At 68.0% G+C, this 26,430-nt stretch carries 28 protein-coding genes and 2 tRNA genes; 10 read left to right on the top strand and 20 right to left on the bottom strand.

The features are described from left to right. Positions 1–122: 122 nt before the first annotated feature. Both ACIBO2_RS20380 and ACIBO2_RS20385 read right to left on the bottom strand, forming a co-directional pair. Positions 123–1,622, bottom strand: coding sequence for a class I adenylate-forming enzyme family protein (locus ACIBO2_RS20380; RefSeq protein WP_397298373.1), 1,500 nt, complete (start codon positions 1,620–1,622; stop codon positions 123–125). Next, positions 1,606–3,159, bottom strand: a complete 1,554-nt coding sequence (locus ACIBO2_RS20385; RefSeq protein ID WP_358534717.1) for an NAD(P)-binding domain-containing protein — start codon at positions 3,157–3,159, stop codon at positions 1,606–1,608. The genes ACIBO2_RS20380 and ACIBO2_RS20385 overlap by 17 nt, the downstream gene beginning before the upstream one ends. A 62-nt stretch (positions 3,160–3,221) precedes the next feature. Here ACIBO2_RS20385 and ACIBO2_RS20390 point away from each other — a divergent pair, with 62 nt between their 5' ends. After that, positions 3,222–4,712 (top strand): aromatic amino acid ammonia-lyase, encoded by a 1,491-nt coding sequence (locus tag ACIBO2_RS20390; protein WP_358534719.1) that lies wholly within the window; start codon positions 3,222–3,224, stop codon positions 4,710–4,712. A gap of 334 nt (positions 4,713–5,046) precedes the next feature. On the opposite strand, the gene ACIBO2_RS20395 is transcribed toward ACIBO2_RS20390, so the two are convergent. From ACIBO2_RS20395 to ACIBO2_RS20405, 3 genes are read right to left on the bottom strand one after another with little or no spacing between them, the layout of a single operon-like run. Further along, on the bottom strand, positions 5,047–6,867 hold the full coding sequence (locus ACIBO2_RS20395; protein WP_397298375.1) for a glycoside hydrolase family 15 protein: 1,821 nt from the start codon (positions 6,865–6,867) through the stop codon (positions 5,047–5,049). 7 nt (positions 6,868–6,874) lie between these two features. After that, on the bottom strand, positions 6,875–7,423 hold the full coding sequence (locus ACIBO2_RS20400; RefSeq protein WP_358534723.1) for a hypothetical protein: 549 nt from the start codon (positions 7,421–7,423) through the stop codon (positions 6,875–6,877). A gap of 8 nt (positions 7,424–7,431) precedes the next feature. Then, positions 7,432–8,736, bottom strand: a complete 1,305-nt coding sequence (locus ACIBO2_RS20405) for a molybdopterin-dependent oxidoreductase (RefSeq protein WP_397298377.1) — start codon at positions 8,734–8,736, stop codon at positions 7,432–7,434. 171 nt (positions 8,737–8,907) lie between these two features. Between ACIBO2_RS20405 and ACIBO2_RS20410 the strand changes: the two genes are divergently transcribed. Next, a complete protein-coding gene (locus ACIBO2_RS20410) occupies positions 8,908–9,279 on the top strand; it encodes a tyrosine-type recombinase/integrase (protein WP_397298590.1) in 372 nt (123 codons plus the stop codon). On the opposite strand, the gene ACIBO2_RS20415 is transcribed toward ACIBO2_RS20410, so the two are convergent. Continuing rightward, positions 9,261–9,349: transfer RNA gene (locus tag ACIBO2_RS20415), tRNA-Ser, on the bottom strand. The genes ACIBO2_RS20410 and ACIBO2_RS20415 overlap by 19 nt on opposite strands. Before the next feature lie 308 nt (positions 9,350–9,657). Beyond that, on the bottom strand, positions 9,658–10,221 hold the full coding sequence (locus ACIBO2_RS20420) for a YceI family protein (protein ID WP_358534727.1): 564 nt from the start codon (positions 10,219–10,221) through the stop codon (positions 9,658–9,660). A 96-nt stretch (positions 10,222–10,317) separates the two neighbouring features. On the opposite strand from ACIBO2_RS20420, the gene ACIBO2_RS20425 reads away from it, so the two are divergent. Next, positions 10,318–10,812, top strand: coding sequence for a MarR family transcriptional regulator (locus tag ACIBO2_RS20425; protein WP_357957670.1), 495 nt, complete (start codon positions 10,318–10,320; stop codon positions 10,810–10,812). Here the strand turns inward: ACIBO2_RS20425 and ACIBO2_RS20430 are convergent. Further along, complete coding sequence (locus ACIBO2_RS20430; RefSeq protein ID WP_358534729.1) at positions 10,769–11,275, bottom strand: SigE family RNA polymerase sigma factor; 507 nt, start codon at positions 11,273–11,275, stop codon at positions 10,769–10,771. The two genes, ACIBO2_RS20425 and ACIBO2_RS20430, sit on opposite strands and share 44 nt — an antisense overlap. A 217-nt stretch (positions 11,276–11,492) precedes the next feature. On the opposite strand from ACIBO2_RS20430, the gene ACIBO2_RS20435 reads away from it, so the two are divergent. Then, a complete protein-coding gene (locus ACIBO2_RS20435; protein WP_397298380.1) occupies positions 11,493–12,434 on the top strand; it encodes a hypothetical protein in 942 nt (313 codons plus the stop codon). 5 nt (positions 12,435–12,439) lie between these two features. Next, complete coding sequence (locus ACIBO2_RS20440; protein WP_397298382.1) at positions 12,440–13,231, top strand: MauE/DoxX family redox-associated membrane protein; 792 nt, start codon at positions 12,440–12,442, stop codon at positions 13,229–13,231. A 99-nt stretch (positions 13,232–13,330) separates the two neighbouring features. Here ACIBO2_RS20440 and ACIBO2_RS20445 read toward each other — a convergent pair whose 3' ends face one another. After that, positions 13,331–14,512, bottom strand: a complete 1,182-nt coding sequence (locus ACIBO2_RS20445; protein ID WP_358534735.1) for an ATP-binding protein — start codon at positions 14,510–14,512, stop codon at positions 13,331–13,333. Positions 14,513–14,730: 218 nt separating this feature from the next. Between ACIBO2_RS20445 and ACIBO2_RS20450 the strand changes: the two genes are divergently transcribed. From ACIBO2_RS20450 to ACIBO2_RS20460, 3 genes are read left to right on the top strand one after another with little or no spacing between them, the layout of a single operon-like run. Continuing rightward, entirely contained in the window at positions 14,731–15,216 is a 486-nt protein-coding gene (locus ACIBO2_RS20450; RefSeq protein ID WP_358534737.1) for a SigE family RNA polymerase sigma factor, read from the top strand. Then, on the top strand, positions 15,213–16,454 hold the full coding sequence (locus tag ACIBO2_RS20455; protein WP_397298385.1) for a hypothetical protein: 1,242 nt from the start codon (positions 15,213–15,215) through the stop codon (positions 16,452–16,454). The genes ACIBO2_RS20450 and ACIBO2_RS20455 overlap by 4 nt, the downstream gene beginning before the upstream one ends. An 11-nt stretch (positions 16,455–16,465) precedes the next feature. Then, on the top strand, positions 16,466–16,942 hold the full coding sequence (locus ACIBO2_RS20460; RefSeq protein ID WP_357957657.1) for a MaoC family dehydratase: 477 nt from the start codon (positions 16,466–16,468) through the stop codon (positions 16,940–16,942). Here ACIBO2_RS20460 and ACIBO2_RS20465 read toward each other — a convergent pair. The 7 genes from ACIBO2_RS20465 to ACIBO2_RS20495 all read right to left on the bottom strand — a co-directional run bounded on the left by ACIBO2_RS20465 (position 16,923) and on the right by ACIBO2_RS20495 (position 22,226). Then, on the bottom strand, positions 16,923–17,156 hold the full coding sequence (locus ACIBO2_RS20465) for a hypothetical protein (protein WP_358534741.1): 234 nt from the start codon (positions 17,154–17,156) through the stop codon (positions 16,923–16,925). The two genes, ACIBO2_RS20460 and ACIBO2_RS20465, sit on opposite strands and share 20 nt — an antisense overlap. Continuing rightward, complete coding sequence (locus tag ACIBO2_RS20470; protein ID WP_397298387.1) at positions 17,153–18,721, bottom strand: radical SAM protein; 1,569 nt, start codon at positions 18,719–18,721, stop codon at positions 17,153–17,155. Before ACIBO2_RS20470 ends, ACIBO2_RS20465 begins: the two co-directional genes overlap by 4 nt. Then, positions 18,718–19,449, bottom strand: a complete 732-nt coding sequence (locus ACIBO2_RS20475; RefSeq protein WP_358534745.1) for a prolipoprotein diacylglyceryl transferase family protein — start codon at positions 19,447–19,449, stop codon at positions 18,718–18,720. Before ACIBO2_RS20475 ends, ACIBO2_RS20470 begins: the two co-directional genes overlap by 4 nt. Before the next feature lies 1 nt (position 19,450). After that, entirely contained in the window at positions 19,451–19,975 is a 525-nt protein-coding gene (locus ACIBO2_RS20480) for a hypothetical protein (RefSeq protein ID WP_397298390.1), read from the bottom strand. Between the two features lie 100 nt (positions 19,976–20,075). After that, entirely contained in the window at positions 20,076–20,297 is a 222-nt protein-coding gene (locus ACIBO2_RS20485; RefSeq protein WP_397298392.1) for a hypothetical protein, read from the bottom strand. 103 nt (positions 20,298–20,400) lie between these two features. Then, positions 20,401–21,027, bottom strand: coding sequence for a response regulator transcription factor (locus ACIBO2_RS20490; RefSeq protein ID WP_358534751.1), 627 nt, complete (start codon positions 21,025–21,027; stop codon positions 20,401–20,403). Next, complete coding sequence (locus ACIBO2_RS20495; RefSeq protein WP_397298394.1) at positions 21,024–22,226, bottom strand: sensor histidine kinase; 1,203 nt, start codon at positions 22,224–22,226, stop codon at positions 21,024–21,026. The genes ACIBO2_RS20490 and ACIBO2_RS20495 overlap by 4 nt, the downstream gene beginning before the upstream one ends. Before the next feature lie 125 nt (positions 22,227–22,351). Here ACIBO2_RS20495 and ACIBO2_RS20500 point away from each other — a divergent pair, with 125 nt between their 5' ends. Both ACIBO2_RS20500 and ACIBO2_RS20505 read left to right on the top strand, forming a co-directional pair. Next, positions 22,352–22,906, top strand: coding sequence for a hypothetical protein (locus ACIBO2_RS20500; RefSeq protein ID WP_397298396.1), 555 nt, complete (start codon positions 22,352–22,354; stop codon positions 22,904–22,906). 57 nt (positions 22,907–22,963) lie between these two features. Continuing rightward, positions 22,964–23,036 (top strand) — tRNA-Arg (locus ACIBO2_RS20505). Positions 23,037–23,137: 101 nt separating this feature from the next. Here the strand turns inward: ACIBO2_RS20505 and ACIBO2_RS20510 are convergent. The 4 genes from ACIBO2_RS20510 to ACIBO2_RS20525 all read right to left on the bottom strand — a co-directional run bounded on the left by ACIBO2_RS20510 (position 23,138) and on the right by ACIBO2_RS20525 (position 26,427). Continuing rightward, positions 23,138–24,343, bottom strand: a complete 1,206-nt coding sequence (locus tag ACIBO2_RS20510) for a tyrosine-type recombinase/integrase (RefSeq protein WP_397298398.1) — start codon at positions 24,341–24,343, stop codon at positions 23,138–23,140. Further along, positions 24,340–24,525: a helix-turn-helix domain-containing protein gene (locus ACIBO2_RS20515; RefSeq protein WP_397298400.1), complete on the bottom strand. Its 186-nt coding sequence runs from the start codon at positions 24,523–24,525 to the stop codon at positions 24,340–24,342. The genes ACIBO2_RS20510 and ACIBO2_RS20515 overlap by 4 nt, the downstream gene beginning before the upstream one ends. Further along, entirely contained in the window at positions 24,522–25,841 is a 1,320-nt protein-coding gene (locus ACIBO2_RS20520) for a replication initiator (protein WP_397298592.1), read from the bottom strand. The genes ACIBO2_RS20515 and ACIBO2_RS20520 overlap by 4 nt, the downstream gene beginning before the upstream one ends. A 247-nt stretch (positions 25,842–26,088) precedes the next feature. Beyond that, a complete protein-coding gene (locus tag ACIBO2_RS20525) occupies positions 26,089–26,427 on the bottom strand; it encodes a hypothetical protein (RefSeq protein ID WP_397298402.1) in 339 nt (112 codons plus the stop codon). Positions 26,428–26,430 lie beyond the last annotated feature (3 nt).

The following is a 26,430-nucleotide window of genomic DNA, read 5'->3' on the forward strand; positions in this document are numbered from 1 at the left end:
GGAACGCCAGCCGAGAGCCGCGCCCAGGTTCTGCTCGACGGCGAGCTCGGACGGCGTCTCGACGATGGTGGCGCCGTATTTGCGCATGACGGTCTGGGTCTCCTCATCGCGACCCTGCTTGGTCAGTACCCTTCGGGCGGTTTCCGGCAGGGCTCGGTCCGGGGGATCGCGGTCGTCAGGAGGCGCTTGTCCGGTTTGCCGTTCGGCGCCGTCGGCGCCTCGTCGATGACGGTGATGGTCGCCGGTACGCATGCGTCACCGAGTCGCTCGCTGACCAGCGTCCGCAACGAGGCGAGGTCGAGGGCCCGACCCGCCACTGGCACCACGAATGCGTGCACCGCCTCGCCGGTGTCCTCGTCCGGGGCGCCGATCACGTACGCCTCCGCGATGTCAGGGGAAGCGGCCAGGACCCGCTCGATCGGACCGGCGTAGTAGAGGTTCGCGTTGACGATGATGACGTCCCGCGTCCGCCCGACCAGGTACAGTCGCCCGTCCTGGTCGAAGTGGCCCAGGTCCCGGGTGCGCACCCACCCGTCGATGAACACCTCCGCGGTCTGCGTCGGTTCGGCCCAGTACCCGATGGCCTGGGAGGGTGTGCGGACGTACAGCTCGCCGTCGACACCGGACGGGACGGGCCTGCCGTCCGCGTCCCGGATCACGACGTCGATGACGTCGGGCGGGAACCCGACCGACGGGGCGGCATCTGACGGCCTGGCCATGGAGATCGTGCCGGTCTCGCTCTGCCCGTAGCCTTGGAACACGATCGGGCCGAGCACATCGAGTGCTTCGCGGAGCCGGGACGCCTCCAGCGGCGACCCGGACACCATGAGCGCCCGCAGGCTGCTCAGGTCGGCCGGGGCGCTACGCTGCGCGGCGACGAGTTTGTACAGGCGGGGCACGGTGATGACGCTGGCGGACGCCCGATGTCTGGTGATCGCGTCGGGAAACGTGGGCGGGTCGGCGACGACCATCGTCCCGCCCGCGGCAAGGGTGAGGACGCCATACTCCATCATCACTTGGCTGCTCAGCGACCCGAACACGAGGTAGCGCCGCAGGCGGGACGCCAGTTCCCGGATCGCCGGCGGCCACGCCGCCGGGCGGGCCGTCCACGCCGCGTTCAGCGCGGCGTAGGTCTGTGCGCATGCCTTTGGTGTGCCGGTGCTGCCGCTGGTGTAGACGAGCCGGGCGACGTCGTGCGGGTGGCCGGACAGGTGCAGCGGACCATCGTCGTCAGGTACGGCCAGCAGCTCGGAGACGGTCAGGGTGCGCGGAGCGTGCTCCGGCCCGATGGTCGCGTCGGTCACGACCGCGGCGACGTCCTGGCGGAGCACGTGGCGCAGTTGGCCGCCGGACAGCCCGGGCCGCACACCGACGACCCGAGCCCCCACGACGTAGCCGGCGATCATCGCGGCGAACGCTTCGGAAGTGACGCCCAGCAGCATGGCGAGGCCATCCCCTGGCCCGATGCCCGCCGCGCGCAGTCCGGTGGCCATCCGCCGGACGAGGTCGAGCATCTGCGCGCCGGTGACGGTACGGGCACCGTGCTCGAAGACGGATCGATCCCCAGCCGCGCCAAGGAGGTCCAGAATGGAACGCGGGTAGGGTTCAGCCGCCGTCGGCAAGGCACTCCTTGACGAAGACGGCCAGGGGCTGCTGGTGCACCGCTGGCAGGTTCCACTGGTTTTCCAGGTTCTCCGCGAGGTGGTGGACGCCGGTCGGCGTCCCCTCTCGGTAGTGCCGCACCACCGGATGCAGGTAGTTCGCGTCGTGAGCGTTGGCGACGTCGTTCTCGACGACCCTCCGGATCGAGATGTCGAACGGGTCGACGGCGTCGTGATCCTTTCCGTACTCCAGGGTGACGACGAACCTGTGCCGGGCACGGCCGAGGCCGCCGTCGGCGGCGTACGCCACCGGGACCTCCTCCTGGTACAGCGCGGTGTCGCCATCCACGGTGACGACGTCGCCGAGCACGCCGAACTGCTGCCACAGCGCGGAAGAGCGGTTGACCCGGGCGATGATCGCGTCGCTGATCGCGTCCGGGGCCGGCTCGCCCTTCCTGGCAGGCCAGGTCTCACCGTGGTAGCGGGTGGCCAGGATCCGGTGGAGCGCACGCACCCCATAGCGGAAGCCGTGGATGAACCCGCTCGTGGACTTCTTGAAATCGCGCTGCTGGGTGAGCGTGCCGGCGAAGTACAGACCGGGCACGGTGGTCGATTCGTACGCCGACGTCTGCTCGGGGAAACGGTCGTTGATGACCAGCGCCGGCCGGCAACTGCCGTCGAACGCCGAGGCGTCGAACCGGAAACCGGTGCACACGATCACCCGGTCGTAGAACAGCTCGCGCAGTGCTTCCACGGTACGGGCGTAGCGGAACATCACCCGATAGCGACCGTCATCACGGCGTTCGATACTTTCCACCGTGCCGTCGAGGACCGTGTTCTGGGACTTCAGCTGGTAGCTGTCGAGGAAGTTGTTGTTGACCGCGCGTAGGTGCCCGACGAAGTGCGACTGCCAGGCCATCTTGATGGAGTGCGGCCCGGCGACGTGGATGACCGCGGCCTTGTCCATGAGTGCCTCGGCGGTCTCGAACGCCGAGTTGCCCTTGCCGATCACCAGGACCCGCTGGTCGACGAAGGACGCCGGATCGGTCTCGAACGTGTCGTAGCGTTCTGTGGCCTCGATGCCGGGGATCGGCGGAATGTACGGCTGGGAGACGCCGGTGGCCACGACCAGCCGCCGGCCCCGCCACGAACGTCCACCGAGGTCGACGGCGGTGAACCCATCGTCGTCCCGGCTGATCCGGGAGACGTGGGTGTCGTAGCGTACTCGGACGCCGGTCGCGGACGCGAAGTCGGACAGGTAGCGCACGAGATCGTCGGCCTGCGGGAAGTACAGCTCGCTGTACCGGGTGAACAGCAGCTCCGGATCGTCGCTGAGCAACGAGTTCCAGTCCATCCGCAGCCGCAACTCCGGGTCCTCGTACCCGGTGTGCACCTTGTTGATGGAGATCAGCTGGCGATGCCGTGGGAACCGGGTGAAGAAGGTACCCGGCCCGGCTCCGCGTTCCAGGACGACATAGTCGTGACCGCCCAGTTCCAGCAGTGCGGCGAGCTGCAGCCCAGCCGGCCCAGCCCCGATGATCAGGTAGTCATGCACCATGATCCGGAAGCTACGGACGGATTCTCAGAGGATTCTGAGAATTCACCGCCTATGGTCCAGGCATGCCCGCCGTCGAAGGCTCCATCAACCTCAGCGCCCCGCTGCGCTCCGCCGACCTGCGCCGCGCCGCGACACCGGTGTCCGTCGTGGTCGACGAGGCCGTCCGCGGCCGCGTCGAGCGCGGCCGTGACCACCTGCGCGGCGTGCTGAGGGAGGAGGAGCGCCCGGTCTACGGCGCGACCACCGGCTTCGGCGCCCTGGTCGGGTTCGCCGGCCGGGACGAGGAGACGGACCAGTGCGACAACACCCTGGCCCACCTCGGTGCCGGGCAGGGGCCGGATCTCGCCCATGACGTGAGCCGCGCCGCGATTCTCGTGCGTGTGTGGTCTCTCGCCCAGGGACTGTCCGGGGTGTCGGCTCACGTGGTCGACGGGCTGGCCGCGATGTTCGCCACGACGTTCGTTCCGGTGATTCCACGCTACGGTTCGGTCGGCGCGAGCGGAGACCTGATCCCGCTCGCCTATGCCGCCCAGGCATTACGTGGCCGGGGACAGGCGTCTGTCAACGGCCGGCGGATGCCCGCGGCCGAGGCGCTGCGCCATGCTGGGCTGACCCCGTTGACGCTCGACGGCCGAGATGCCCTCGCGCTCGTCAACGGCACCTCCCTCACCACCGCCGCGACCGCCCTGGCCCTGGACAGCATCCGGTCCTCCCATCGCGCGATACAGGCGCTCACCTGTCTGCTGGTCGATCTGCTCGGCTGCGACCCGGGCTTCCTCAACCCGCGTCTGCTCGACGCCTATGGCCATCCCGGCGCGGTCGACGTCGCCGACGGCATGCGCAAGACCCTTTCCGGGATCAGCCCGACCCACACACGTGCGCTGCAGGAGCCGTACAGCATCCGCTGCTCCCCACAACTGCTGGGTGCCGCCGAGGACGCCCTGCGGTACGTCAACGGTGTCGTCGAGGCCGACCTGTCCAGCGTCAGCGACAACCCGCTGTTCTTCCCCGACGACGACCTGGTGGTGCACGGCGGTAACTTCTTCGGGCAGCCGGCCGCGTTCGCCGCCGATGTCCTGGCGATGGTCACCGCTCAGCTCGGCAACCTCGCCGAGCGGCAGCTCGACCTCCTCGTCGATCCGGCCCGAAATGGCGGGCTACCCCCGATGCTCGCCGCCGGACCCGGCCGCCAACACGGGATGCAGGGCGTACAGCTCGCCACGACCGCGTTCGTCGCCGAGATCCGCCGCGCTGCTGTTCCGGCCGGCATGCAGAGCCTGCCGACCAACCTGCACAACCAGGATGTCGTGCCGTTCGGTACCCAGGCCGCCCTTCGCGCCTATGACATGGCTGCCCTGCTGCACCTGCTCTGCGGCTCGCTGGCGGTAGGACTGCGGCAGGCAGCGTACGTTGGCGCCCGCCGCCCCACGGCGCCAGGCTGCGCGGCACTCCTCGACGCCCTGGTCGAGGCGATCCCTCCCGTCGATCCCGACCGCCCGCTGGACGCCGATGTCCGCAAGGCCGGTGGGTTGCTCACCGCGATACTCCCCTGAAGTCCCGCCATCACCACCACGCCCACCACGACAGGCTGAACCCCGAGCCGCTCGGCCAGCCGACCCGAGCCGAGAAACCAGCTGGTCGGCCGCCGGCGCGAGCACCGCCAAGCCGACCAGGCTGAGCAGCGTGAGAATCAGCAGCGGCTCAACGAATCCCTTGCGCCATCGGGGTGATCGTTGGGGGTTCTCCCTTGGAGAAGCCTCCGCTGCAAGTCCATCGGTGCGCGCCCATCACACGCGGCGTCTGGTGGATGGTGCCGGGCCACTGGATAACCGCAGGAAGCCGCAGTGGCGCTGGACGAGTTCACCGGGAACTTGCTGTGGAGCGTGGTCACCCCGTCGGCGGTTGGGTTGTGTCGCGGATGGCGCGGGCGGCGTTGATCAGGCCGATGTGGCTGAAGGCTTGCGGGAAGTTCCCGATGGGTTCGCCTGTGGCGGAGTCGACCTCCTCGGCCAGCAGGCCGACGTCGTTGGCGTATGAGGTCGCGGTCTGGAACGCCTGCTTGGCCGGGTTGCTCTTGCCTGCGAGCGCCAGGGCGTGGGCGAGCCAGAAGGTGCACAGCAGAAACGTGCCCTCTTCTCCCGGGAGTCCGTCGGCGGCGTGGTATCGGTTTACCAGGCCGCGGGCGTCGGTCAGGTGCGTGGCCACGGCGTCTACGGTGGCCCGGACGCGTGGGTCGTCGCCGGGCAGGAATCCGACCATGGGCATCATCAGCACAGACGCGTCCAGATCGGCGGCGCCGAACGTCTGGGTGAAGGCGCCCACCTGCGGGTTCCATCCGTGGGTCAGGATCGCGTCGCGGATCTGCTCGCGGTCGCGGGTCCAGCCGGGGACGCGGCTGGTGGCGTCCAGCAGGGGTGCCAGGGTGATCGCCCGGTCCAGGCCCACCCAGCACATGAGCTTTGAGTGCAGGAAGTGCCGGCTGGGGGCTCGTATCTTCCAGATGCCCTGGTCCGGCTCGCGCCAGTGGTGGGCGGCCGCGTCGGCCACGCCGGTCAGGAAGGAGCGGGTGAGTGTGTCGATCGGGCCCGCCTCCTGGTAGATCTGGTGGGCCGCGTCGAGCAGTTCCCCGTAGATGTCGATCTGGCGCTGCTGCCAGGCGTCGTTGCCGACGCGTACCGGGGCGCTGCCCCGCCAGCCGCTCAGGTGGGTCAGGGGCCGCTCGCTCAGGTCCCGCTCGCCGCCGACGCCGTACATGATCTGCAGGTCGGCGTCGTGGTCGAGCTGGGTGGCCGAGGCGCGGGCGAGGAAGGCGAAGAAGGCGGTCTCCTCCATCTCGCACGCCGCCGTGGCCAGTGCCTGCAGGGTGAAGCTGGTGTCGCGGATCCAGGTGTAGCGGTAGTCCCAGTTCCGCTCTCCGCCGACGCTCTCGGGCAGGGAGGTGGTGGCCGCGGCGACGATGGCCCCGGTTGGGGCGAACGTCAGCGCTCGCAGCACCCGGCCGCTCTGGCCGACCTGGTCTTGCCAGGGGCCTTGGTAGCGCGCGTGCAACCGGGACCAGGAGCGCCAGCCGGTGACGGTGTCCCTGAGGCGGCGGCGGATGTGCCGGGGGTTCAGAGGAGGTTGTTCGGGACCCCAGGCCCAGTCGGCCCGCAGGGCCAGCCCCAGGCGTTCTCCCGCTCGCAGGGTGTGGGTGGTGTCGGCGACCGCGCCGCTCACCCGCAGGTCGATGGGTGTCGACATGGTGAGGACGTGGGCGCCGCCGTGCGCGATCAGGCCGCCGCGGAGCGGCTCTATCAGTGGCTTGACCAGCCCGAACTCGGGCCTCGGCGCGTACACCACCTCTACCGGCACGCGTCCCTCGACGCAGGTCACCTGGCGCAGGAGAACGCCGGGTGAGGACGCGCCCATCGAGTGGCCGCGTTCTCCGTGGCCCAGTGCGAGGGCGTCCACGAGCACCACGGTTCCGTCCGGACCGCGGAAGGTGGTCTCCAGTACCAGGGTGTCGTCCAGATACCTGCGGGTGATCTCCGTGGGCCGGGTGGGCCGGATGGACCAGTGTCCGGCGTTCTCGTCGAGCAGCCGGGCGAAGATCGATGGGCTGTCGAAGCGCGGCATGCAGAGCCAGTCCACCGAGCCGTCGGAGGTGACCAGGGCCGCGGATCGGCAGTCCCCCAGCAGGGCGTGGTCGCTGATCGGCCTGGTGCTCAAGGGCGCCTCATCCGCTCGGCGAGGATCGCGGGGCTTGCGGTGCGCGAAGGCGGGGCCGTCGCGGCTCAGCCGCGGCCTTGTGCCGACGCAGCCGGACGGCGTAGGCGAGTGCGGATCCGGCGAAGAGCACGCCGGTGACCAGCAGCCAGCGGCCGAGGTACGGGCTCGTGTCCAGCGCCGTTGACCGATGGTAGTCGCCCTCGGCCAACCGGAGGATGAGAGGGAACCAAATGAGGAACAGCAGACCGGACAGCGCGACCGGTATGCGCAGGTAATTGATCGATGACGGCCAGGTGGGGGTGCCGGACGGTCGCCGGCGGCGACGCCACGGCCGTCGTTGCGCGGCGACGTCGGCGAGGGCGTACAGCGGGTACAGCAGGAGGTCGTGGACGATCGCGGCGCCGACGAACCACACCAGGAAGCCGATCCAGATGCCCGCGGCGACGACGCGACTCGCGGCGTATCCGGCCAGGGTGAAGCAGGCGAGCAGCGCCAGCAGGTGCAACGGGTCGGCCCCATAGCGGCCGGCCATCCTCCTGCGGATCCGGGAAGGCATGTCGTCGCTCATTTCGCTGTCGGATGGAAGCTGAGTTCGCGGACCCATTTCGTGTTGTGGACGCCTGGGGCGTTCGGGACGATGATCCTGGCGGGATAGCCGTGGTCGAGGGACAGATCGGCGCCGTTGACCCTCAAGGCGAGCAGGGAACGGGGGTCGGCCACCTGACCAGCGCTCAGCGACGCCCGGCTGAAGGAGCCGCCGCGTTGCAGGGATTCGACGAGCACTTCCGCCATGCCGGGCACTACCCCTGCCAGTCGGGCCAGATCGGCCAGCCGTACGCCCGTCCATGACTGTTCGGTGGACCATCCCTCCACGCACGCGATCGGCAGCGCGTAGGTGTGCAGCGGCATCGCCAGCAGTTCGGCGCGGCTCAGGCGCGCTGGATGCGGTCCGGCCAGCTCCAGCCTCCACGCCGGACTGGTGTCCGCCAGATGGACACCCATGGCGGTGGCGGACTTGTTCACCTGGAAGTCGTTGGGGCCGGGGCCGTAGACCCGTCCGTGCGGGGCCAGTAGCGCGGTGCGGCGCAGCGGTCCGTCTATTGCCTGGCCGACGGACAGGCCGAGAGTGAGCAGCGAGGCGCCGCCCACGAAGGCGAGCACGCCTCGCCGGGACATGGTGGGCTCCGCCGGAGACGGGGGAACCAGGCCATCGGGATCGGGTGGCTCCGGCCTGGTCTCTTCCAGCCTGGTCCGCAGCTCATGGAGAAGGCTCCGCGAGCGCAGCGATCGGATCATCTTCGGCAGCTTGACGGCGACGTGGACGACGAAGGCCGCGAGGAAGATCCACGCCCCGTACAGGTGGGCCGGGTAGAAGGAGAACGGGAAGACGTAGAAGAGCTGGATGTTCAGGATGCCCGTGACGAACTCGAACACCGCGCCGCCGACCAGGAGCAGCAGGCTGGCACGCTCCACGGCTTCGGCGGGGGAGCGCGCCGGTGGCCAGGTGAACAGCTTCGGTATCACCGACCACAGCTTGGCCAGAAGCACCGAGGTCAACGTCAGCCCGAGGACGACGTGCACTCCCTGCGTGACCCGGTACAGCCAGGCCGGGTGTGTTGGCCAGTCGAACAGGTAGAAGCCCAGCCATCCCTTTTCGGGGGTCGTGTCGTTGATCGGCAGTTGCGGATCGTAGGCGGCGTAGGACACCAGTCCGGTGATCGCGATGATCGGGATCCCGAACAGCAGGACGAAGCCGAAAACCGAGGTCAGCCACGGGCCGCGCAGCGGGCTGCGCCAGAACTCCGGCCGGAAGGGGCCAGGTGGGGGATGTTCTCGCAGCCAAGCGGTGACGTTTTTCCGATCTGACACCGAATCACCCCGAAACAAGTGTTCTGCCGGAAATACCCCTATTTGGGATCGCATAACTAGGCCGACCGACGTCGGTGGCCGCAGTCACCCGAGCCGTCGCGCGATCTCCGCGCCCCAGGGGGAGCCGCGGCGGAAGGCTCCCGCCGATGACGTCGCAGGCGCGGCAACGGGATCAGGTCCCGGACTGGCAGCCCCATCGAGCGCACAGAGGACTGGAAGCAGTGGAAGTCCATCCTCAAGCAAGCCGGCATACGAGACGCCCGGATCCACGACGCCCGTCACACCGCGGCGACCCTGCTGATCGAGCAAGGCGCACACATTCCGGGTGGTTCAGGAGATCCTCCGTCACACCCGAGTCACGACCACAGAGCGCTACAACTACGTAGCGACGATGCGGGTGAGAGACGCGAGCGACCGCATGGACGAGGCGCTCTGGGGCCCTGGCTGAGAGCCAACTGCAACCCTGAGCCCTGCAGAGATCAAAAAAGGCCCTTCCCTCTGAACGGGGAAGGGCCTTCTATCTGCGGAGGATCGGGGATTTGAACCCCGGATGGTGTTGCCACCAAACCGCATTAGCAGTGCGGCGCCATAGACCTGACTAGGCGAATCCTCCTGGTAGCCACGCGGCTCAGGACAGCGTACCGGCCTTCTGCCAAGGCAGCAAAGCGGTTCCCCCTCCCGGCCTGTCCAAAGGTTATCCACTGCCTGTGAATAACCTCCTGTGGACAACGGGTCAGACAGCAAGCCCGCCCCAAGGCGCGGCGGGGGCGGGCTCGGCGCACGGACCCGCCACGCGGGTCCGCCGGACAAAACGCGACGTCAAGCGACTCAGGTCGCGGGCCGAACGAGACTTGAAGCGGGTCAAAGCCGCTGGATAAATCCAGATGTCGGGCGGCTCGGGCCGCTGGGCAAAGCGCGACGTCAGGCAGCCGGGTTGGCTTCGCCCTCGATCTCGACCTTGATCTTCTTGCCCACCAGGACGCCGCCCGTCTCCAGGGCCTGGTTCCAGGTCAGCCCGAAGTCCTCGCGGTCGAACTCGCTGCTGATCGAGAAGCCCCACACCGCCTGGCCCCAGGGGTTCGTGCCGGCGCCGCCGTACTCGACCGTGAGCTCGATCTCCTTGGTGACGTCGCGGATGGTCAGGTCGCCGACGACGGTGAACTCGTCGCCCGAGTGGCTCACTACGCGGGTGCTCTTGAACGTGAGCGTCGGGAACTTCTCGACCGACAGGAAGTCGTCGCTGCGCAGGTGGCCGTCACGGTCGGCGACACCGGTGGTGAGGCTCTCGGTCTTGATCGTGAGCTCGGCCGACGACTCGAGGGGGTTGTCGGCGATCGTCACGGAGCCGGTGAAGTCGCCGAAGCTGCCGCGCACCTTGCTGACCATCATGTGCTTGACCACGAAGCCGATCGTGGTGTGGGCGGCGTCGAGGTTGTAGGTGCCGGAGGCGGGGACGGTCAGGCCTTCCCAGGTGCGAGTGGTCATGGGGTTCTCCTCAGAGGATGGTTGCTGTGCGGATGTTTGCGGCAACAAATGTCTACACGAGGAATATTCCTCTCGTCAACAATCGTCGGCTAAGCTATGAACGTGGTCAACATTGATGACCCCCGGTTGACGGCCATGGGCCTGCTGTCGGAGGTTCAAGCAGGTCTCGCGGCCAGGATGCAGCCGGTGTTCGGCGCTGCCGGGCTGTCCGAGATCGATTTTGAGACGCTGCTCCGGCTGGGGCGCTCGCCGCGGCAGAGCCTGCGGATGAGTGATCTGGCCGCGCAGACGGGCCTGTCCACCAGTGGTGTGACCAGGGTCGTCGACCGGCTCGAACGCGACGGTCTGGTGGCCAGGGTGGCCTGCGCCGTCGACCGCCGGGCCTCCTACGCCACGCTCACCGACGCGGGGCGGGAGAAGCTCGACATCGTGCTGCCGCAGCACCTCGAGGACATCGACAAGTCCCTGACCAGCCTGCTCAGCGCGGAGGAGCTGGAAACCTTCCTGGCCACGCTGCGCACGATCCGGGATGTCGTACGGCCCTGCGCTACGGCCGGAGCTGTTGAGGGGGAATGCCCAGCTCAACCCTGAGCTTGGCCATGGCACGTGACATCGTGCTCTTGACCGTGCCGAGGCTGATGCCCAGCGTTCTGGCGATCTCCGGTTCGGTCATGTCCTCGTAGTAACGCAGCACGATCGCGGCCCGCATCCGGGTGGGCAGCCGGATCAGCGCCTGTTCCAGGAGATCGTGCAGGTCGCCGCTGGCTTCCGCCTCCGGGGCGACCTCCGGCAGGTCCTCCGACGGGTACTCCTCCAGCCGGCGCCGCCGCCACTGCGAGATGTTGATGTTGACCATCGCCCGCCGTACATATCCGTCGAGCGCGGCTCTGTCCTGGATGCGATCCCATGCCAGGTACGTCTTGGTCAGCGCGTTCTGCAGGAGATCCTCCGCGTCCAGCGGATGTCCCGTGAGCTGGTGGGCAGTGCGCAGCAGGGCAGCTCCGCGCGCAACGACGTACTCGCGGAACTCCTCTTCCCAGCTGGCGGTCTGCATCGTGGCCAGAATCGCAGCCAAAGGCCAAGATAGGGCGTAACCGGAATTCAGGATTCGGCCCGCCGACGATAAAGGTAGGTCAAGGTCGGTGGCGGTTTGTACGTCGCTGGGGGTCAACTTCTGCCCCGAGGGGTGCGTATTTTGCTCTCGAATGCACGAGTGCAGCGAAGCACCCCCGGAGTCGTGTGACCCTATTAGCGCGACAAGGGAGGGACTGATGGGGTATCCGAGCGTGGAACGCCGCCGGGTGCTCGCGGCCGCGGCGCTGGGCCGGGAGGCCGGGATCCCGGGCTCCGGCGAGGGGGACCCTTTACGCGCGGTCATAGGGGACATCCTCGACATCAGCCCACATCTCATAACTATCGAGACCCCCGAGGGCGCCGAGGAACGGCTCGTCATCGCTCCCTGGGCCACCGCCTGGCACGGTGGCGACCAGGCGCCGAGTGATCTGCCCGTGGGCTCGACGGTCATCATGCGTACCCTGCGCGACGGCCGGGTGGTCGAGCGCCTCTGGGCCGACATCACGCGGCTGACCGGGACCATCCTGTCCGTGGAGGGGCGCAAGGACCTGTCGGTCCAGCTCGACTGCGGGCCGCATCGGGGGCGCCGGACCATCGTCATCCCATACCGTGCGACAGGCCGCATCATGGTGCGACATGCGCGGTTCGAGCCTGGGTTCCTGTTCGACGCGATCGGCATCAGAAAGGGCGGGGCGAGTCTGGCCCTGCTGCCCGCGACCTCGCAGCCCGCCTATCCGGCGCGGGCCGTGCCGGCTCCGCCGCCCGCCTACGGAGGCCTGCAGTCACGTGTCTCCGGGACCGCCACCTGGTCCGACATCTTCGACGAGGAGGATCGGGGGGCCGCGTACCCCATGGTCGAGCGCTCTGACGTGGATTGCCCGGACGCCGAGGTGTCCTGCACGGGCCTGCCGTACCTCGCCATCGGGTCGATGCTGCAGGTACGGAACATCTGCACCGATCGATCCGCTAACGTGCCGATCGTGGCGTGTGGCTGCGTGGCCGGGCGCTTCTGCGACCGCTGTGTCGAGTGCGACACCTCTCCTCGCGGGCGGATCGCCGAGCTGTCGCCGTTCTCGTACGTGGAGCTGGGCGGCGACCTGGTCAAAGGGTGCTTCAACGCACAGATCGGATTGGGGTGACGCTCGTGCTGGCATCGCAACTGCCCGCGCTGATCGTGCTGCTCGTCTTAGGGGCGGTGGCGAAGGTGTCCACTGTGCGTACGGGCGGGGAGATGGGCACGCTGGCCCGGTTGGGGCCGGCGACGCTGGTGCCCGCCCGCATCGAGGTGCCGATGCTGATCGTCTGCGCGGTCGGTGAGCTGGTGATCGCGACCGGGCTGCTGGTGAGCACGTCTCCGATCTTCAGGTGGATGGCGGTCGCCTTCTTCGCCATGTGCACCTATGTCCTGCTGGAGGTACGTCGGCGGCGGCCCGACGCGGGATGCGGATGCTTCGGCGAGGTGAGCGCGGCACCCGTCGGGCTGCGTTCGATCGCCAGGACCATGGTGCTCACCGGGATGGCCGTGCTGTCGATATGGGGTGAAGAGCCCGGCTGGTTGGTCTTCTTGCACCCGTCGTGGTTCATGGCCGCCGGGGTGGTCGTGCTCCTCGTACTGTCGCCCGAGCTTGAGGAGATGGTGGATCGGCTGCGTTATCGCGCGCCGTGCGAGCAGCGCCCCGGGCCGGCCACGGAGGTCACACTGGCCAGGCTTCGGTCGAGTGGCCCCTGGCGGCAGCATCGGGAGCAGCTCGCCGCGGTCGAGCCGTACGACAGCTGGCGTGAGTTGTGCTGGCGCTTCTTCGCCTTCGAGCGGCGGGATGGGGCTGATGTCGTGTTCGCGGTCTATCTCAGCGGGCGGCGTCCGGCTGTACGGGTGGCCGTGGTCGAGCACGAGGGCAGCGGCGCTCTGCCGGTTTATACGCCTGTATCGGCCTGACGCTAGACAGCGCTATAGAACCCTCGACAACAAGATATGACTCTATTGGGCTATCTAGCTTCCCCACTAGACAGCCCAATAGAGGACTAGGGGTGTCGCCTAGATCGGTTGGGCACGCAGGAACCTCCCGAAATGCGGCACGGTGAACGCGATCAGGCCGCGCTCAGCGCTGTAGATGAGCCCCTTCTTGATGAGGCTGTCGCGGGCGGGTGACAGGCTGGACGGCTTGCGCCCCAGCGCGTCGGCCACCTCCGCGGTGGCGACCGGCTCGTCGCCGATCTGCGCCATGGCGTGCATGTAGTCGCGCTCCGCCGGGGTGGCCCGCTCGTAGCGGCTGCCGAAGAAGCCCACCGCGAGCTCCTCCTCGGCCTCGGGCGCGGACACCTTGACGTCGTCGAGGGTGATCGGGCTGCGCGGCGCCAGATCCCAGGCGACCTTGCCGTAAGCCTGGACGAAGTAGGGGTAACCGTCGGCCGCCTCGTAGAGGGCGTCGAGGGCGTCCGGCGTGAACTCGACCTCTTCCTCCCGCGCCGGCAGCATCAGCGCGAGGTCGGCCGCCTCGCGATCGAGCTTGTCGATGCGGGCGTAGCGGAAGAGCCGCTCGGAGTAGCTCTTGCTGGCCGACAGCACGCTCGGCAGGTGCGGCAGGCCCGCGCCGACCACGATCAGCGGCCCACCGGACTGCGACAGCTCATGGCAGGCGGCGCACAGCGCCGAGACGTCGGCGGGCTGCACGTCCTGCATCTCGTCGATGAAGAGCGCGATGCCGACGCCCAGGTCGGTGGCCACACTCGCGGCGTCGACGAACAGCTCGGTGAGGTCGATCTCGAGGTCGCCGGAGTCGGCCCGGCCACGGCTGGCCGGCACCTCGATGCCGGGTGACCAGTGCGAGGTGCCCTTGGCGGCGGCCGGATCGCGCATCGCGAACGCCTTGAGCACGCCCAGGAACTCCTCGATGCGCTCCGGCGCGCGATGCCGGGGAGCCAGCTCGCGGATCGCCATGTGCAGCGCGGCCGAGACGGGACGGCGGATCGACTGGTCGGGCCGGGCCTCGATCTTGCCCGTGCCCCACAGCCGCTGCATCGCCATGGACTTGAACGTGTTGAGGAGCACGGTCTTGCCGACGCCGCGCAGACCGGTGACGACCATGCTGCGCTCGGGACGGCCACGGGCCACCCGCTCCAGCACGACCTCGAACTGCTGCAGCTCGCGGTCGCGCCCGGCGAGCTCCGGCGGGCGCTGTCCGGCTCCGGGGGCGTAAGGATTGCGCACAGGGTCCACGCTCTCGGACTTTATTGCGGGATATAGCGGCCGTCTTAGATTTGGGAAGAAAGCGCTACGGCGTGTCCGAGCAGGGGCCGTCGCCAGTATTGTCATCGGACGCACCCCCTCCCACCAGGCCGAACCCTTGTTCGAGTCGGTCCCTAGAACTGTAGCGCGCACTCGAACACGTGCGCGATGGTTTCGAGTAAAGATCTTTGCAACAGAGCGAGCGGTTCGTGCGTCCCGGTGATGTGGAGTTCGAGGATTTCGTCCGAGCCAGGGGCGCGGCGCTGGTCAGGTACGGCTATGTGCTCACCGGCAACGCCGAGGACGCCGCGGATCTCGCCCAGGAGGCGCTGCTCAAGCTGAGCGACAACTGGAGCCGGGTCCGCAACAAGGACAGCCCCGAGGCGTACGTACGCACGACCATGGCCCGCCAGCACATCAGCTGGTGGCGCCGGCGGCGCAGGGAGCAACCGACCGACGACGTCCCCGATGGCGTCCATTACGACACGCATTCGTTCGGCGAGCTCTGGAAGGAGCTCGCGACGCTGCCCAGGAAGCAGCGGACCGTGCTGGTCCTGCGCTACTACGAGGACCTGCCGGATGAGGAGATCGCCGCGATCCTCGGCATCTCACGTGGAACTGTGCGCAGCCAGGCATTCCGGGCGCTCGCCACGCTCCGGGTCCGGCCCGCTGTGCTGGAGAGGGGACGGACATGAGGACAGAGGACCAACTGAGCGGCGCGCTACGCGATGCGGCGGACCGGGCTCCCGAACTCGACCTGCTGGCCGGGGTCGGCGAGCGCAGGCGGCGGCGGACCAGGCGGCGCGCGCAACTGCTTGCGGCGGCCGCGGTGGTCGGGGTGGTGAGCACGAGTACGGTCGTCGCCCAGGGCGTCTTCTCCAGCGGGGGCGGAGAAGAGGCGGCCGCCTCGCCGACCACGACCACGACCGTCACCAAGCCTCATCCCACAAGGACCGTGACCGTTAGGCCGACGACCCAGGCGAAGGGGATACCGGCCGACAAGCTCTGGCCACAGGCGGTCTTCCAGATGCCCGCGAAGAACGCCGACGGCTGGCGCTACCGCCCGATCACCGGCCTCAACGCCACCGAGGTGCTGCTCACCGCGGAGCCCTCGTCCGGGAAGGCCGGCAAGATCGAGGTATACGACGCCAAGGCCGGTAAGTCCCGGGTGGTAACAGAGATCCCTCGGACCCGGGGGTTGGAACAATACTTCCTGCAGACCGCCTCGACCGATGGTACGAACGTCGTCTGGTTCTCCAGCGGGTCGAAGGGCGGGAACGCGGTCACCGAGCTCTGGTGGGCCCCGCTGTCCGGCGGCAAGGCCAAGCTGGCCGTCACGTTGACCGGCGGTGGCGCGGCCGTCGAGGCCATCGGCGTGGACGGTGAGAACGTCGTCTGGTCGCCGCGGAAGGGCGGCGTCTACCGGAAGCCGTTCGGCAACGGTGCTCCCAACCGCGTGCCCAAGTCCGATGGGCTGCGGCTGATCAGCTGGCCATGGGCGGGCGACGCGAGCACTGACGACGAAGAGTTCGAGACGCCCGGCTACAACCAGTCCAAGGTCGTCAACCTGGCCGATGGGACCGAGACCAAGGTGGTGATCAAGGACGGTATGAAGGACCTGCGCTGCGGGCCGGTCTGGTGCCGTGGCCGCCAGGGCACCACTTCTGTCGTCCAGCGCGTCGACGGGACCGGAGTCAAGAAGCTCCCGAAGGGCTTCAGGATGTACGCCATCCTCGATCGCTTCCTGCGATCGGCCGACACCGTGTACGACCTGAACACCGGCAAGCTGGCACGCATCGCAACCCCGGGTGGCTGGAGCAGCGACGGCACCTCGTCGGCGCCCAGCACGATCGTCTACGGGGGCACTACGAAGGGGGCCAACCCCGACAAGTACTGGGTGCTCAACTTGGCAGCCGTCCCGCCCGCGCAATAGCGTTCGGAGCCATGCGGACCTTCGCGAACGTACAGGAACTCAAGGCGGCCGTCGGCGAGAAGTTCGGCCCGACCGAGTGGCGCACAGTCACTCAGGAGCAGGTCAATCTCTTCGCCGACGCGACCGACGACCACCAGTGGATCCACGTCGACGTGGAGCGGGCCAAGGAAGGACCGTTCGGCGGCACGATCGCGCACGGCTACCTGAGCCTGTCACTGCTGCCGTCGTTCATGATGGAGCTGGTACGCGTCGAGAGCATCCAGATGGGCGTCAACTACGGCCTGAACAAGGTGCGTTTCCCCAGGCCGGTGCCGGTCGGCGCGCGGGTCAGGGCGCTGGGGGAGCTGAGCGACGTCAAGGGCACGCCCGCCGGCTACCTGGCCAACCTGAAGATGACGATCGAGGTCGAGGGCGAGAAGCGCCCGGCCTGCATCGCCGAGACGCTCAGCCTGTACATCCCTGTGGAGCTCACCGCAGGGAGTGGATGATCGCCGCCGCCGCGACGAGCGCCACTAACCCGAGATAGGCCAGGACGAGCCGGGTGTCCTTGAGCAAGCATTTGCTACGGGTCAGCCCGGCCCGCCACGCCTTCCAGTACCCGGCGAAACCGAGGACCGCGAACCCCAGCACCGCCCACGGCCCCAGCAGCCAGGCCAGCAGCGCGACGGTCGCGTACACGCACAACCGGAGCGGATCCTTCACATGATCACCTTGAGCTGGTGGGGGGCGGTGACTGCGGACGGCTGGGATGTGGTGGCGACCGCGGACAGCCGTTGTCCCGAGAGCTGGGGCCACGCCTGAACCGCGCAGAACGGTGCGCACTGGTCCTGCTCGGCCCGTGTGCCGACGTGCACGCAGCACTGCGTGAGCCGCTCCTCGATCATGGTTGATATGTCCATGAACGGCTTGACCGTCACCCGCACCACCCGCTCGCCGAGCAGTTTGCGAAGCCTCTTCCGTCGGCCGGGCAGCGCCGAGGAGGCCAGGGTGAGCAGTGTGGACACGCCGAGGTCGCAGTTCTCGCAGATGTCGCGCCACAGGTCGCCGATCCGCGGGTGCGACAACGACGACTGCTCCGACAGCAGTCCGAGCAGCGATTCCTGTACGGCCAGCCGCAGCTCGCGGGGGATCTCGGTGTCGGCGATGCGATTGGAGACCAGGCCCAGGTTCGCCTTGAGCCGGTCATGGCCGATCAGCGCGACCAGCGAACGCCACTGCTGCGAGTCGTCGCGGATCAGGTAGCCGACCGAGCAGCAGTGCGGGTGTGAGCAGGGCAGCGCGGTGAGATCGCGCCAGGTCACCAGGCCGTCGGTCTGCGGGCCGAGCCGCTTGAGCACGCCGGTGTGGGTGAGACGGTTCATCGGGTCGATCGGCCCCGACCTGCCCGAGCCGAACTGCGGCTGCAGCGACACCCCGCCGACGAACGGCGTGTCGAGCGCCAGCCGTACGACGTCGCCGATCTCCCCGTCGTTGACGCCCAGCGCGGCGGTCATCACCAGCGTGGTGAAGATCTCCCGCTCCGACAGCCGTTGTACGGCCTGCGCCTTGAGCTGCCTGAGGTCACCGCCCCGGTGGTGTTTCGACGCCTCGGCAGAACCGCCGTCGTACTGGAGATAGACCTCCACCCGCTCGCGGTGCTCGGTGAGCAGGTCGAGCAGGGCGTCGTCCCGGGCGATGAGGACGCCGTTGGTGTTGATCAGGATGCGGGTGACAGGGCGCTGGTGGAGCTCGGCGAGCAGTTGGGCGAGCTCGGGGTGAAGGGTGGGCTCGCCGCCGCTCAGCATGAGGACGTCGAGCTTGCCGTTCTCGCGGGACAGGCGCTGGTCGACGTTCGCCAGGATGTCGGTGATGGGGACGATGCCGGTCAGATCGGGGGAGCTGTCGGCGAAGCAGGTGGGGCAGCGCAGATTGCAGGCTTCGACGATGTCTTCGAGCAGGATGCAGGTGTGCTGGGTCTGCATCTCGGGCAGCCCTCGGAGGTAGGCCGCAGGGATGGGGTCGAAATTCCCCGAAATATCCGGCATGTGGAGCTTTGTGGGAGCGGTCCACTCTTCCAGATAGGTCAGGATTTCTGGGTCTTCGTCGTACAAAGTCCTGATCAGGCCGTGTTTGCGGCAGCCGCGCTCCAGCCACACGCGCTCGTCGCGGACGGTCAGGTAGCCGCTGACCCGTTCGACCCGCTCCAGGTCCTGGCCGTGGCAGTGGGGACAGAAGGCGTTGACGTACCTGAGGATGCGGTCACCCCGCAGACCCATTCCGGTGCTCATGTCATGACCTTCCGCTTGAAGAGGGGATCGTAGTGGCCGCGCCGCCAGCCGTACCGCAGCCTCAGGGCGAGCAGCAGCAGGCCGGGGATCAGGAACCACTGCGGTCTGGTGAGCTCGAGCCAGACGGTCTCGTTGGCGCGGGTGAACTCGACGAGGAAGCGGAAGGCGGCGTACGCGGCCAGGTACAGCGTGAACAGCTCGCCCGGCTCGGTGAGCCGCCTGCGTGCCCAGAGCAGCGCGGCGAACACAGCGAGCTGGAAGACGATCTCATAGACGAACGACGGGTGCATGGCCTGGCCACTCAGGCAGCCGGGACACTCCGGCGTCGTCGGGGGAGCGTGTACGCCCCAGGGCAACTCGGTCGGACGGCCCGGCGCCTCGGTCAGATGGCAGCCGATCCGGCCCACCGCCATGCCCAGCGCCACCGCCGGGGCGAACAGGTCGCCGGTCCGCTGCTTGTAGCCGATGATCCTCTTGGCGATCAGTACGCCTATGTAGGCGCCGGTCAGGCCGCCGAGGATGCTCCGCGAGCCGTACAGCCAGAGGTCGGAGAGGTTCAGCGTCTCCAGCCAGCCCGCCAGCCGCATGCCGATCGCGCCGCCGACCAGCGCACCGGTCACGGCCACCAGCGACTGCTCGTTGAGCGCGCCGCGGCGGCGGGCCTCGTGCACGAAGACCACGGACGCGACGAGCACTCCCAGGCCGACGAAGATCTCGTGGAGCGGCATGTCAGGCGTACAGGTCCGGGCTGATGCCGGTGCAGATTCCGGCGGACAGGATCGACCACAACGCCCAGCCGACAAGGAACCCCAGACCCAGACCGGTGGCCCACGGCTTGCGCAGGAACTGCAGCCCCGCCCCGGCCCCGAGACCGAAGAGGGCGAGGAAGATCGTGCAGGAGATGATGATGGGGTAGTTAGTGCCGTTCTGGTCGAGGGTGCTGACGAAGATCAGGATGCCGAGGATGGCGTTGACGATGCTGTAGGCGACCAGCCCCGCAAACGCTAGCCCGATGATCAGCCCGACGGACTTGCCCTTGGGCCTGCTGCTGGGCTTGCCGTTGGGCGGCGGTTTTGGCCCGCCGGGGGACGGCGGGATGCTGATTTGTTCGGACGGCGGAGGAGCGGATTGTTCGGACGGCGGGGGAGCGGATTGTCCGGGAGACGGGTCGCCGCTCGCCTCCACTCGCGTCGGGGCGCTCCCTCCCTGGGGAGGCGTCCCCTCGTCACGATCGTCCGGTGCGGGCGCGGTCATGTGAACATGCCCGGATCCGGCGTTGGCCCGGTCATGCGTATATGCCCGGACTCGATGTTGGCCCAGTCCGTGTACATGCCCGGACTCGATGTTGGCCCGGTCATGCGTACATGCCCGGATTCAGCCCCGTGCAATAGCCGGCCGAGACGATGGAGGCGAGCGCCCACCCGATCATCAGCCCCAGCCCCAGCCCCAGCGCCCACGGCTTACGCAGCACCACGAGCACGATCCCCGCGCCGATCCCGACCACGGCCAGGAACCCCGCGGCGACCCCGATCGCGACCGTCGACGACATGCTCACGACGATGAGTCCGACGATCACATTGAGGATCCAGTAACCAAAGGCCCCGGCGAACGCCAAGCCAACGATCAAGCCCGTCGGCCGTGGCGGCGGGGGAGGAGGAGACATGGTCACGACCTTCAGACTAGCGGGGGCCTTCTGAGTAATAAATCGCCGCTTGGACCCGGCTTTTGAGACCCAGCTTGTTCAACACCCGGCTCACATGCGTCTTCGTGGTCGCCTCAGCCATGTCGAGCTCCTTGGCGATCTCGGCATTGGACAGCCCGCGACCGATCCCGGCCAACACCTCTTGCTCACGCGGCGTCAACCCCTCCACCTGCTGCGCCTTGCGTACGGGCTGCTCGGCGAAGGCAGAGATCAACCGCCGCGTGACCGTAGGCGAGATCAGCCCATCTCCCCTGGCCACCAGCCGTACGGCCGCGACCAGCGACTCCGCGTCGGTGTTCTTCAACAGGAACCCCGCCGCCCCCGCTCGCAACGCCCCGAACACATACTCATCCACATCGAACGTCGTCAAGATCAACACATCGGCCACCCCGGCGAGCTCCCTGGTCGCCGAGATGCCGTCGAGCTTCGGCATCCGCACATCCATCAACACCACGTCGGGCCGGGTCTCGCGGGCCAACTCCACCGCCTGCTCCCCATCGGCCGCCTCCCCGACGACCTCGATGTCCTGGGCCCCACCGAGAATCAGCACCAGCCCCGCCCGGACAGCCGCATGATCGTCCGCGACCAGTACCTTGATCGTCATCCCGCCTCCCATTGCCCCTTCCTGTCCTTCGGCATGGGCAGCACGGCCTTGACCCGCCACAAACCCCCGCCCACCCCGGCCTCGAACGACCCCCCGACCAACGCGGCCCGTTCCCTCATCCCCACCAGCCCCGCCCCCGCCCCGGGAACCAGCCCAGCCCCGGCCTCAGGAAAAACCTCCGCCCCGGGACGTTCATCCACAGGGTTACCCACAGACTTATCCACAGGGTTGTCCACAGCCACCGTCACTTGCTCCGACTCATAAACGACCTTGACCGCAGCCGACTGCCCGCCATGCTTGAGCGCATTGGTCAGCGCCTCCTGCAAGATCCGATAGCCGGCCAGATCCACCGCCGGAGACGGCTCCCGCGGCTCCCCCTCGACGCGGAAATCAGCCGCCATCCCCGCCCGCCGCGACCGTTCGACCAGACTCTCCGCATCAGCCAGTCGCGGCCGGGTGGCTTCGGCCTCATCCCCCTCCTGCCGCAACAGCCCGATCATGGTCCGCATCTCGGCCAGCCCTTTCAGACTGTTCTCCCGAACAGACTCGATGATCTTCCGTATGGCCACCGCATCCAGGTCCGTACGCGACAACGCGCCCGTCGACTGGATGGCGATCGCGCTGAAGTGGTTGGCGATCATGTCATGCAACTCCCGAGCCATCCGCGTACGCTCCGTCGCGATGGCCGCCTCCCGGTCAAGCTCCGCCAGCCGCGCCACCTGCTCCGCCCTGGCACGCTCGGCAGCGGCCTGCTCACGCTGCTGGCGTAACACCATCGCCGTGGTCACCGGCGTAACCAGCACGAGCCCCGCCTGAATCCCGTTGACCGCCAGCGCCCGCCAGTCGCCAGACATGACCCCCGTCACACCCCCGGCCAACACCGCCAGCACAGTGGCGGCCCCCAGCAGCCACCGCGAAAAAGACGCCGGCCCGTACAACGCCGCCGCATACACGTTGTCCGTAAATATCAGGACAGTCGGCAACGACGGCCCCACGACCAGATCAACACCGATCCCCACGGTCCCCAGGGCCAGCCCCACCAACGGCGCCCGCTGCCGTACCGCCACCCCCAGGCACACGAACGCCAGCGGCACCGCGAGCCACCCCTCGGGCACCTCGCGATGAGTGTAGGCTCCGCCCACGATCAGGAGCAGGCCACCGACGAAGGCCAGCCCGGCCCACGACGCCTCGCGTTGCATGCCCCCCATCCCACCACCGTCCAGACCCGGCTCACTCCTTCGTGGGTCTGCCTGTGGATAAACACTTCGATGTATCCACAGGCTCCTCTTCACTGACGATGTGCCGGCCAGAGGAGCCCTCAAGGATGGGATACGTGATTGTCGCCATCCTGATCGGCTGCGAAGTCGGCTTCTGGCTCCTGCTCGGCCTCGGCCTCGCGAGCCGCTACCTTTGGAACCGCCGCCGACTCAGCACCGCCCTCCTCATCTGCGTACCGCTCCTGGACGTGATCCTCCTGGCGGCATCTGTCATGGACATGCGCAGTGGCGCCACGGCCGACCTGAGGCACGGCATAGCGGCCGCGTACCTGGCGTACTCCATCGTCTTCGGCCACAGCACGATCCGCTGGGCCGACGCCAAGTTCCGCCACCGCTTCGCCGACGGCCCACCTCCGTGGCAGCCACCCGCGGGCGGCATGGCCCGCGCCCGCTACGAGTGGATCTTCTGGCTCCGCATCGTCCTCGCGTACGCCATAGCCTGCGCCTTCCTGTTCGGCCTGATCTGGCTCGTCAACGAGCCGTCCCGCACGGGCGCACTGATCGATTTCATGCTCGGCATGCTGAAGGTGCCGCTGATCGCCCTGCTCTGGCCCCTGGGGTACACCCTTTGGCCGAAGAAGGTGGAATCTAGTGGGGCGTGAGGGCGGTATCTGGTTCGAGGCACGGCTCTGGACCCGCTATGCTGGCTTACGCAGCGAGCGGCCGTAGCTCAATGGATAGAGCATCTGACTACGGATCAGAAGGTTGGGGTTTCGAGTACCTCCGGCCGCACACAGCATCAAGGCCCGTTACCAGGGAAAACCTGGAACGGGCCTTTGTGTTTGTCAGGACAATCTCGGGATCTTGCTAACACCTCTGCTAACACGGGGCGATCATTCCTTGATTGCCTGGGCGAAGACGTCGGCCGCCGAGGCTTCCGCCGAGCGGATCACGTGGGCGTAGACCCGCAGGGTGATCGAGGGGTCCGCATGGCCGAGCCGGGCCGCCACGACGTGCACCGGCACGCCTGCGAGGAGCAGGGTCGTCGCGTGGATGTGGCGGAGGTCATGGAGCCGGGCGTGGGGGAGCGGACTCTGCGCATTCCGTTCGTTGTGGCGCTTGATCAGGATCGGAAAGAGCGAGCTGAGAGTGTCCGGGTGGACCGGCTCGCCCCAGCCGGTCGTGAACACGTACGTGCCGTCGCCTCGCCACTCGAAACCGACCTTCAGCTTGTCCTCGGCCTGCATCTTCTTCTGGTCGCGGAAGACCTGGATCGTCTGCTCGTCGAGGCTGACGATGCGCTTCCGGCCGCTCTTCGTTGTCCCCTCAATGCGCTTCCCGTCGACGAAGGCCGCCGAGCCGATGATGGTGAGTTGCCTGCCGTCGAGGTCGACCTCTGACCAGCGCAGGTTGAGCAGCTCCCCGCGACGCGCGCCGGTGTAGGCGGCCACGTGGAAGAAGGTCCAGAGCCTGTGATCCCGAGCCGCGGTGAGGAAGGATCTGAGCTGGGCGGCGGTCCACACTGCTCCCGGCTCGCTGGTCTCCCGGCGAGGTCGCTTCGCTTTGTCCACAGGGCTGGATGAGAGGATCTCGTCTACCTCTACGGCGTCCCGGAATGCCTTGCGAAGGACGGCGTGGACGTACTCGATGGTGCGAGGAGACAGGGGTCGGCCGTTCTTGCCGCCGTGGGCCATGAGATCCCGGTAGAGCTTGGTCACGGACGAAGGACGTACCGCCTGGACACGGGCGTTGCCCATCTGCGGCTTGATGTAGCGCGTGATGATGTCTCGATAATCCTTGAGGGTCTTGGGCTTAATCTCGACGGCGTGGGCTTCGATCCACTCGTCGAGGTACTGGGCGACCGTGATGGTGTTGCGGTCCACGTACTCACCGCGCCGGGCCTTGACCCTTGCCTCGTCGCGAGCCGCCTTGGCGTCGTCCTCGGTGGCGAAGCCGCTCACCCATCGAGGTCGGCTCTCGCCGGTCTCGGGATCCTTAACGCGGATGACGTACGACCAGGTGTTGCCGCGCTTCACGACGCCGTCGCGAAGTCGAGGCTTTTTGGGCTCGTCGGGAGTGCCTACGGCGGTCTTGGTCATGCTGCGTTCCCCTCCGTAGCGAGGCGGGTGATGTAGTCGTTCAGAGCGGATATGGGGATACGGCGGGAGCCGTCGATGCGGAGTGAGGCGACCGCTCCGGAGGCGATGAGCTGGTAGAGCTTGCTGCGTGAGATGGCCAGGGCTTTGGCGGCTTCGGGGACGGTGAGAAGGAGTCGGGTCATGGATGGCCTCCCGAAGCGGTGCCGGTGATGGCTGTGGCGAGGAGCGCGTCTCCGGCCGAGTGTCCCTGTCCGGCGTATTGCCAGTGGGCGATGACGAGGACGGTGTCCTCGTCGAACAAGGGCAGGCGGCCGGTGGTGATCTCTTGGCCGCGCATGTGTTCTTCGCGGGCGGTGCGGAGTTCGCCGAGGGTGGTGGAATAGTGGCGGCTCTTGGTGGAGAAGTGGCCGCGGAAGCCGAGCATGTGGGCCCAGCGAGTGAGCCTCAGATCGGCCAGGCCGGGGTGGTTGCCCAGGTGCATGCAGGCGGCGATGAGTCGGCGGGCGTGGTCGCGGATCGGGAACGCGTCCAGGTTGTCGAGAGGTTGGATGCGCCGGTCCAGGGTGCCGACGCATTCAGCGGCCTTTGTTGCATATTTGGCGATGTAGGCGGCGACCGCCTGTTCGGTGAGATCGCCGTCCATGGTGATGCGGCGGGCGTCGAGCTGCGGGCCCCACTGGAAGGCGCGGCTGAGCGGCTTGACCTCCGCTGTCACAGCTGCTGCCGCGTGCTGGACGGCCTGGGCAAGGGCGTCGGCGGTGGCCCAGGCGGGTGGTGGTGAGTTGGGGCCGTCGGGTCCGTCGAGGCGGATGACGGCGTGGAAGTGGACGACGCCGCGGCGCTGGTACTCGGCGACCTTGGCGAAGGCGATGGTGACGTGTTCGCGCAGAGCCTGGACGGTCAGCCTGTTGAGCTTGGCGAAGCGACGCCGCAGAGCCAGGGTGAAGCGGCGCCAGAGTTCGGGGCTGATGGCGTTGAACAGAACTGAGCCGTCGTAGTCGTAGCAGTCGGCGCACAGCGGTTCGCCAAGGCGCGGGTCGTCGGCGCGGTGCCGGTTGGTGCAGGACATGACCTGTCCGTGTGGGCAGGTCTGGGCGTCGCGGCGGGCGTGGCAGGGCAGGACCCTGTCGTTCTTCTCCCGCCGGGCGTGGACGGCTCCGAAGGAGGGTGCGGTGAGGGTGACGAACAGGCACGGGTGGCTGCTGACCGTCTCGGGCACGCCCTTGCCGCCGATGAGGCCGGCGCGGACGAGTTGGTAGGTGTCGGCGCGGTAGATCTCGGCGCAGGCCGGGCAGCGGGCGGCCCGTCGCGTCTTGCATGCGACGCGCAGGACGCCGTTGGGTTCGGTGGTGGTGCTGTAGCGGTGGAGCAGTTGGCCGGTGGCCTGGTCGTAGTGTTCGACCTTGCCGCGTAGGTGGATGGGCTGGCGGCAGCCGCCGGTGCGCTTGATCTGGTTGGCCCAGCGGTCGTAGTCGGGTTGGTTGAGCCGGTCGATCATTCCGGCTACGGCATGGCTGTGGGCAAGGTGGGGCACGATGGGATCCGTCCTATCCAGTGACGCTGGTGTGGATGGCCCCCGGCCTGGCGCGGATCTTGGCGGATGTGTGGCCAGGCGGGGGGCGCTTGCGGCTATGCGCCGTGGTTGTCGATGCCGGTGCCGTGACAGTCGGCGCAGGTCTGGTCGTCGGTGAGGCCGCTTCCGTTGCAGGTGCAGCAGCGGTAGTGGGCGAGTGTGGCGTCCATGGTCAGCGGTTTTCGTACGGGCTGTCGGGTGTGACGCAGCCTCGGTAGCTTTCGTGGGCGGCGTGGCGGGCGCGCGGTTCGGCCAGGATGGCTACGGCGCAGTACTCGATCGGGCCGAAGAACAGCGAGGTCGCGTAGTGACCGCCCTCGCTGTCGATGTGGCTGCCGAGCAGGGCGGCCAGGCGGTCGAGCTCGGCGCGCATCTCGGCGTCCTCGGACTTCGGCACGAAGTGGTGAACGGTCGTGCTGCGAGGTGTCGGAATGTCGGGTCGGTCTTCGAGCAGGTCGGCGAGGGCGCGTAGTCCAGCGATGAACGCGGGACGTGAGTGGGTGGTGGACATCAA

The organism is Nonomuraea sp. NPDC050022 (genome assembly GCF_044460705.1).
Classification (GTDB): domain Bacteria; phylum Actinomycetota; class Actinomycetes; order Streptosporangiales; family Streptosporangiaceae; genus Nonomuraea.

Coding starts and splice junctions, on each gene's coding strand:
- ACIBO2_RS20480 (WP_397298390.1), bottom strand. CDS start 19,975: ATGACCGCGCCCGCACCGGACGATCGTGACGAGGGGACGCCTCCCCAG.
- ACIBO2_RS20515 (WP_397298400.1), bottom strand. CDS start 24,525: ATGACCCGACTCCTTCTCACCGTCCCCGAAGCCGCCAAAGCCCTGGCC.
- ACIBO2_RS20475 (WP_358534745.1), bottom strand. CDS start 19,449: ATGCCGCTCCACGAGATCTTCGTCGGCCTGGGAGTGCTCGTCGCGTCC.
- ACIBO2_RS20430 (WP_358534729.1), bottom strand. CDS start 11,275: ATGCAGACCGCCAGCTGGGAAGAGGAGTTCCGCGAGTACGTCGTTGCG.
- ACIBO2_RS20460 (WP_357957657.1), top strand. CDS start 16,466: ATGCGGACCTTCGCGAACGTACAGGAACTCAAGGCGGCCGTCGGCGAG.
- ACIBO2_RS20520 (WP_397298592.1), bottom strand. CDS start 25,841: ATGATCGACCGGCTCAACCAACCCGACTACGACCGCTGGGCCAACCAG.
- ACIBO2_RS20500 (WP_397298396.1), top strand. CDS start 22,352: ATGGGATACGTGATTGTCGCCATCCTGATCGGCTGCGAAGTCGGCTTC.
- ACIBO2_RS20490 (WP_358534751.1), bottom strand. CDS start 21,027: ATGACGATCAAGGTACTGGTCGCGGACGATCATGCGGCTGTCCGGGCG.
- ACIBO2_RS20470 (WP_397298387.1), bottom strand. CDS start 18,721: ATGAGCACCGGAATGGGTCTGCGGGGTGACCGCATCCTCAGGTACGTC.
- ACIBO2_RS20425 (WP_357957670.1), top strand. CDS start 10,318: ATGAACGTGGTCAACATTGATGACCCCCGGTTGACGGCCATGGGCCTG.
- ACIBO2_RS20525 (WP_397298402.1), bottom strand. CDS start 26,427: ATGTCCACCACCCACTCACGTCCCGCGTTCATCGCTGGACTACGCGCC.
- ACIBO2_RS20385 (WP_358534717.1), bottom strand. CDS start 3,159: ATGGTGCATGACTACCTGATCATCGGGGCTGGGCCGGCTGGGCTGCAG.
- ACIBO2_RS20390 (WP_358534719.1), top strand. CDS start 3,222: ATGCCCGCCGTCGAAGGCTCCATCAACCTCAGCGCCCCGCTGCGCTCC.
- ACIBO2_RS20495 (WP_397298394.1), bottom strand. CDS start 22,226: ATGCAACGCGAGGCGTCGTGGGCCGGGCTGGCCTTCGTCGGTGGCCTG.
- ACIBO2_RS20400 (WP_358534723.1), bottom strand. CDS start 7,423: ATGCCTTCCCGGATCCGCAGGAGGATGGCCGGCCGCTATGGGGCCGAC.
- ACIBO2_RS20510 (WP_397298398.1), bottom strand. CDS start 24,343: ATGACCAAGACCGCCGTAGGCACTCCCGACGAGCCCAAAAAGCCTCGA.
- ACIBO2_RS20455 (WP_397298385.1), top strand. CDS start 15,213: ATGAGGACAGAGGACCAACTGAGCGGCGCGCTACGCGATGCGGCGGAC.
- ACIBO2_RS20420 (WP_358534727.1), bottom strand. CDS start 10,221: ATGACCACTCGCACCTGGGAAGGCCTGACCGTCCCCGCCTCCGGCACC.
- ACIBO2_RS20435 (WP_397298380.1), top strand. CDS start 11,493: ATGGGGTATCCGAGCGTGGAACGCCGCCGGGTGCTCGCGGCCGCGGCG.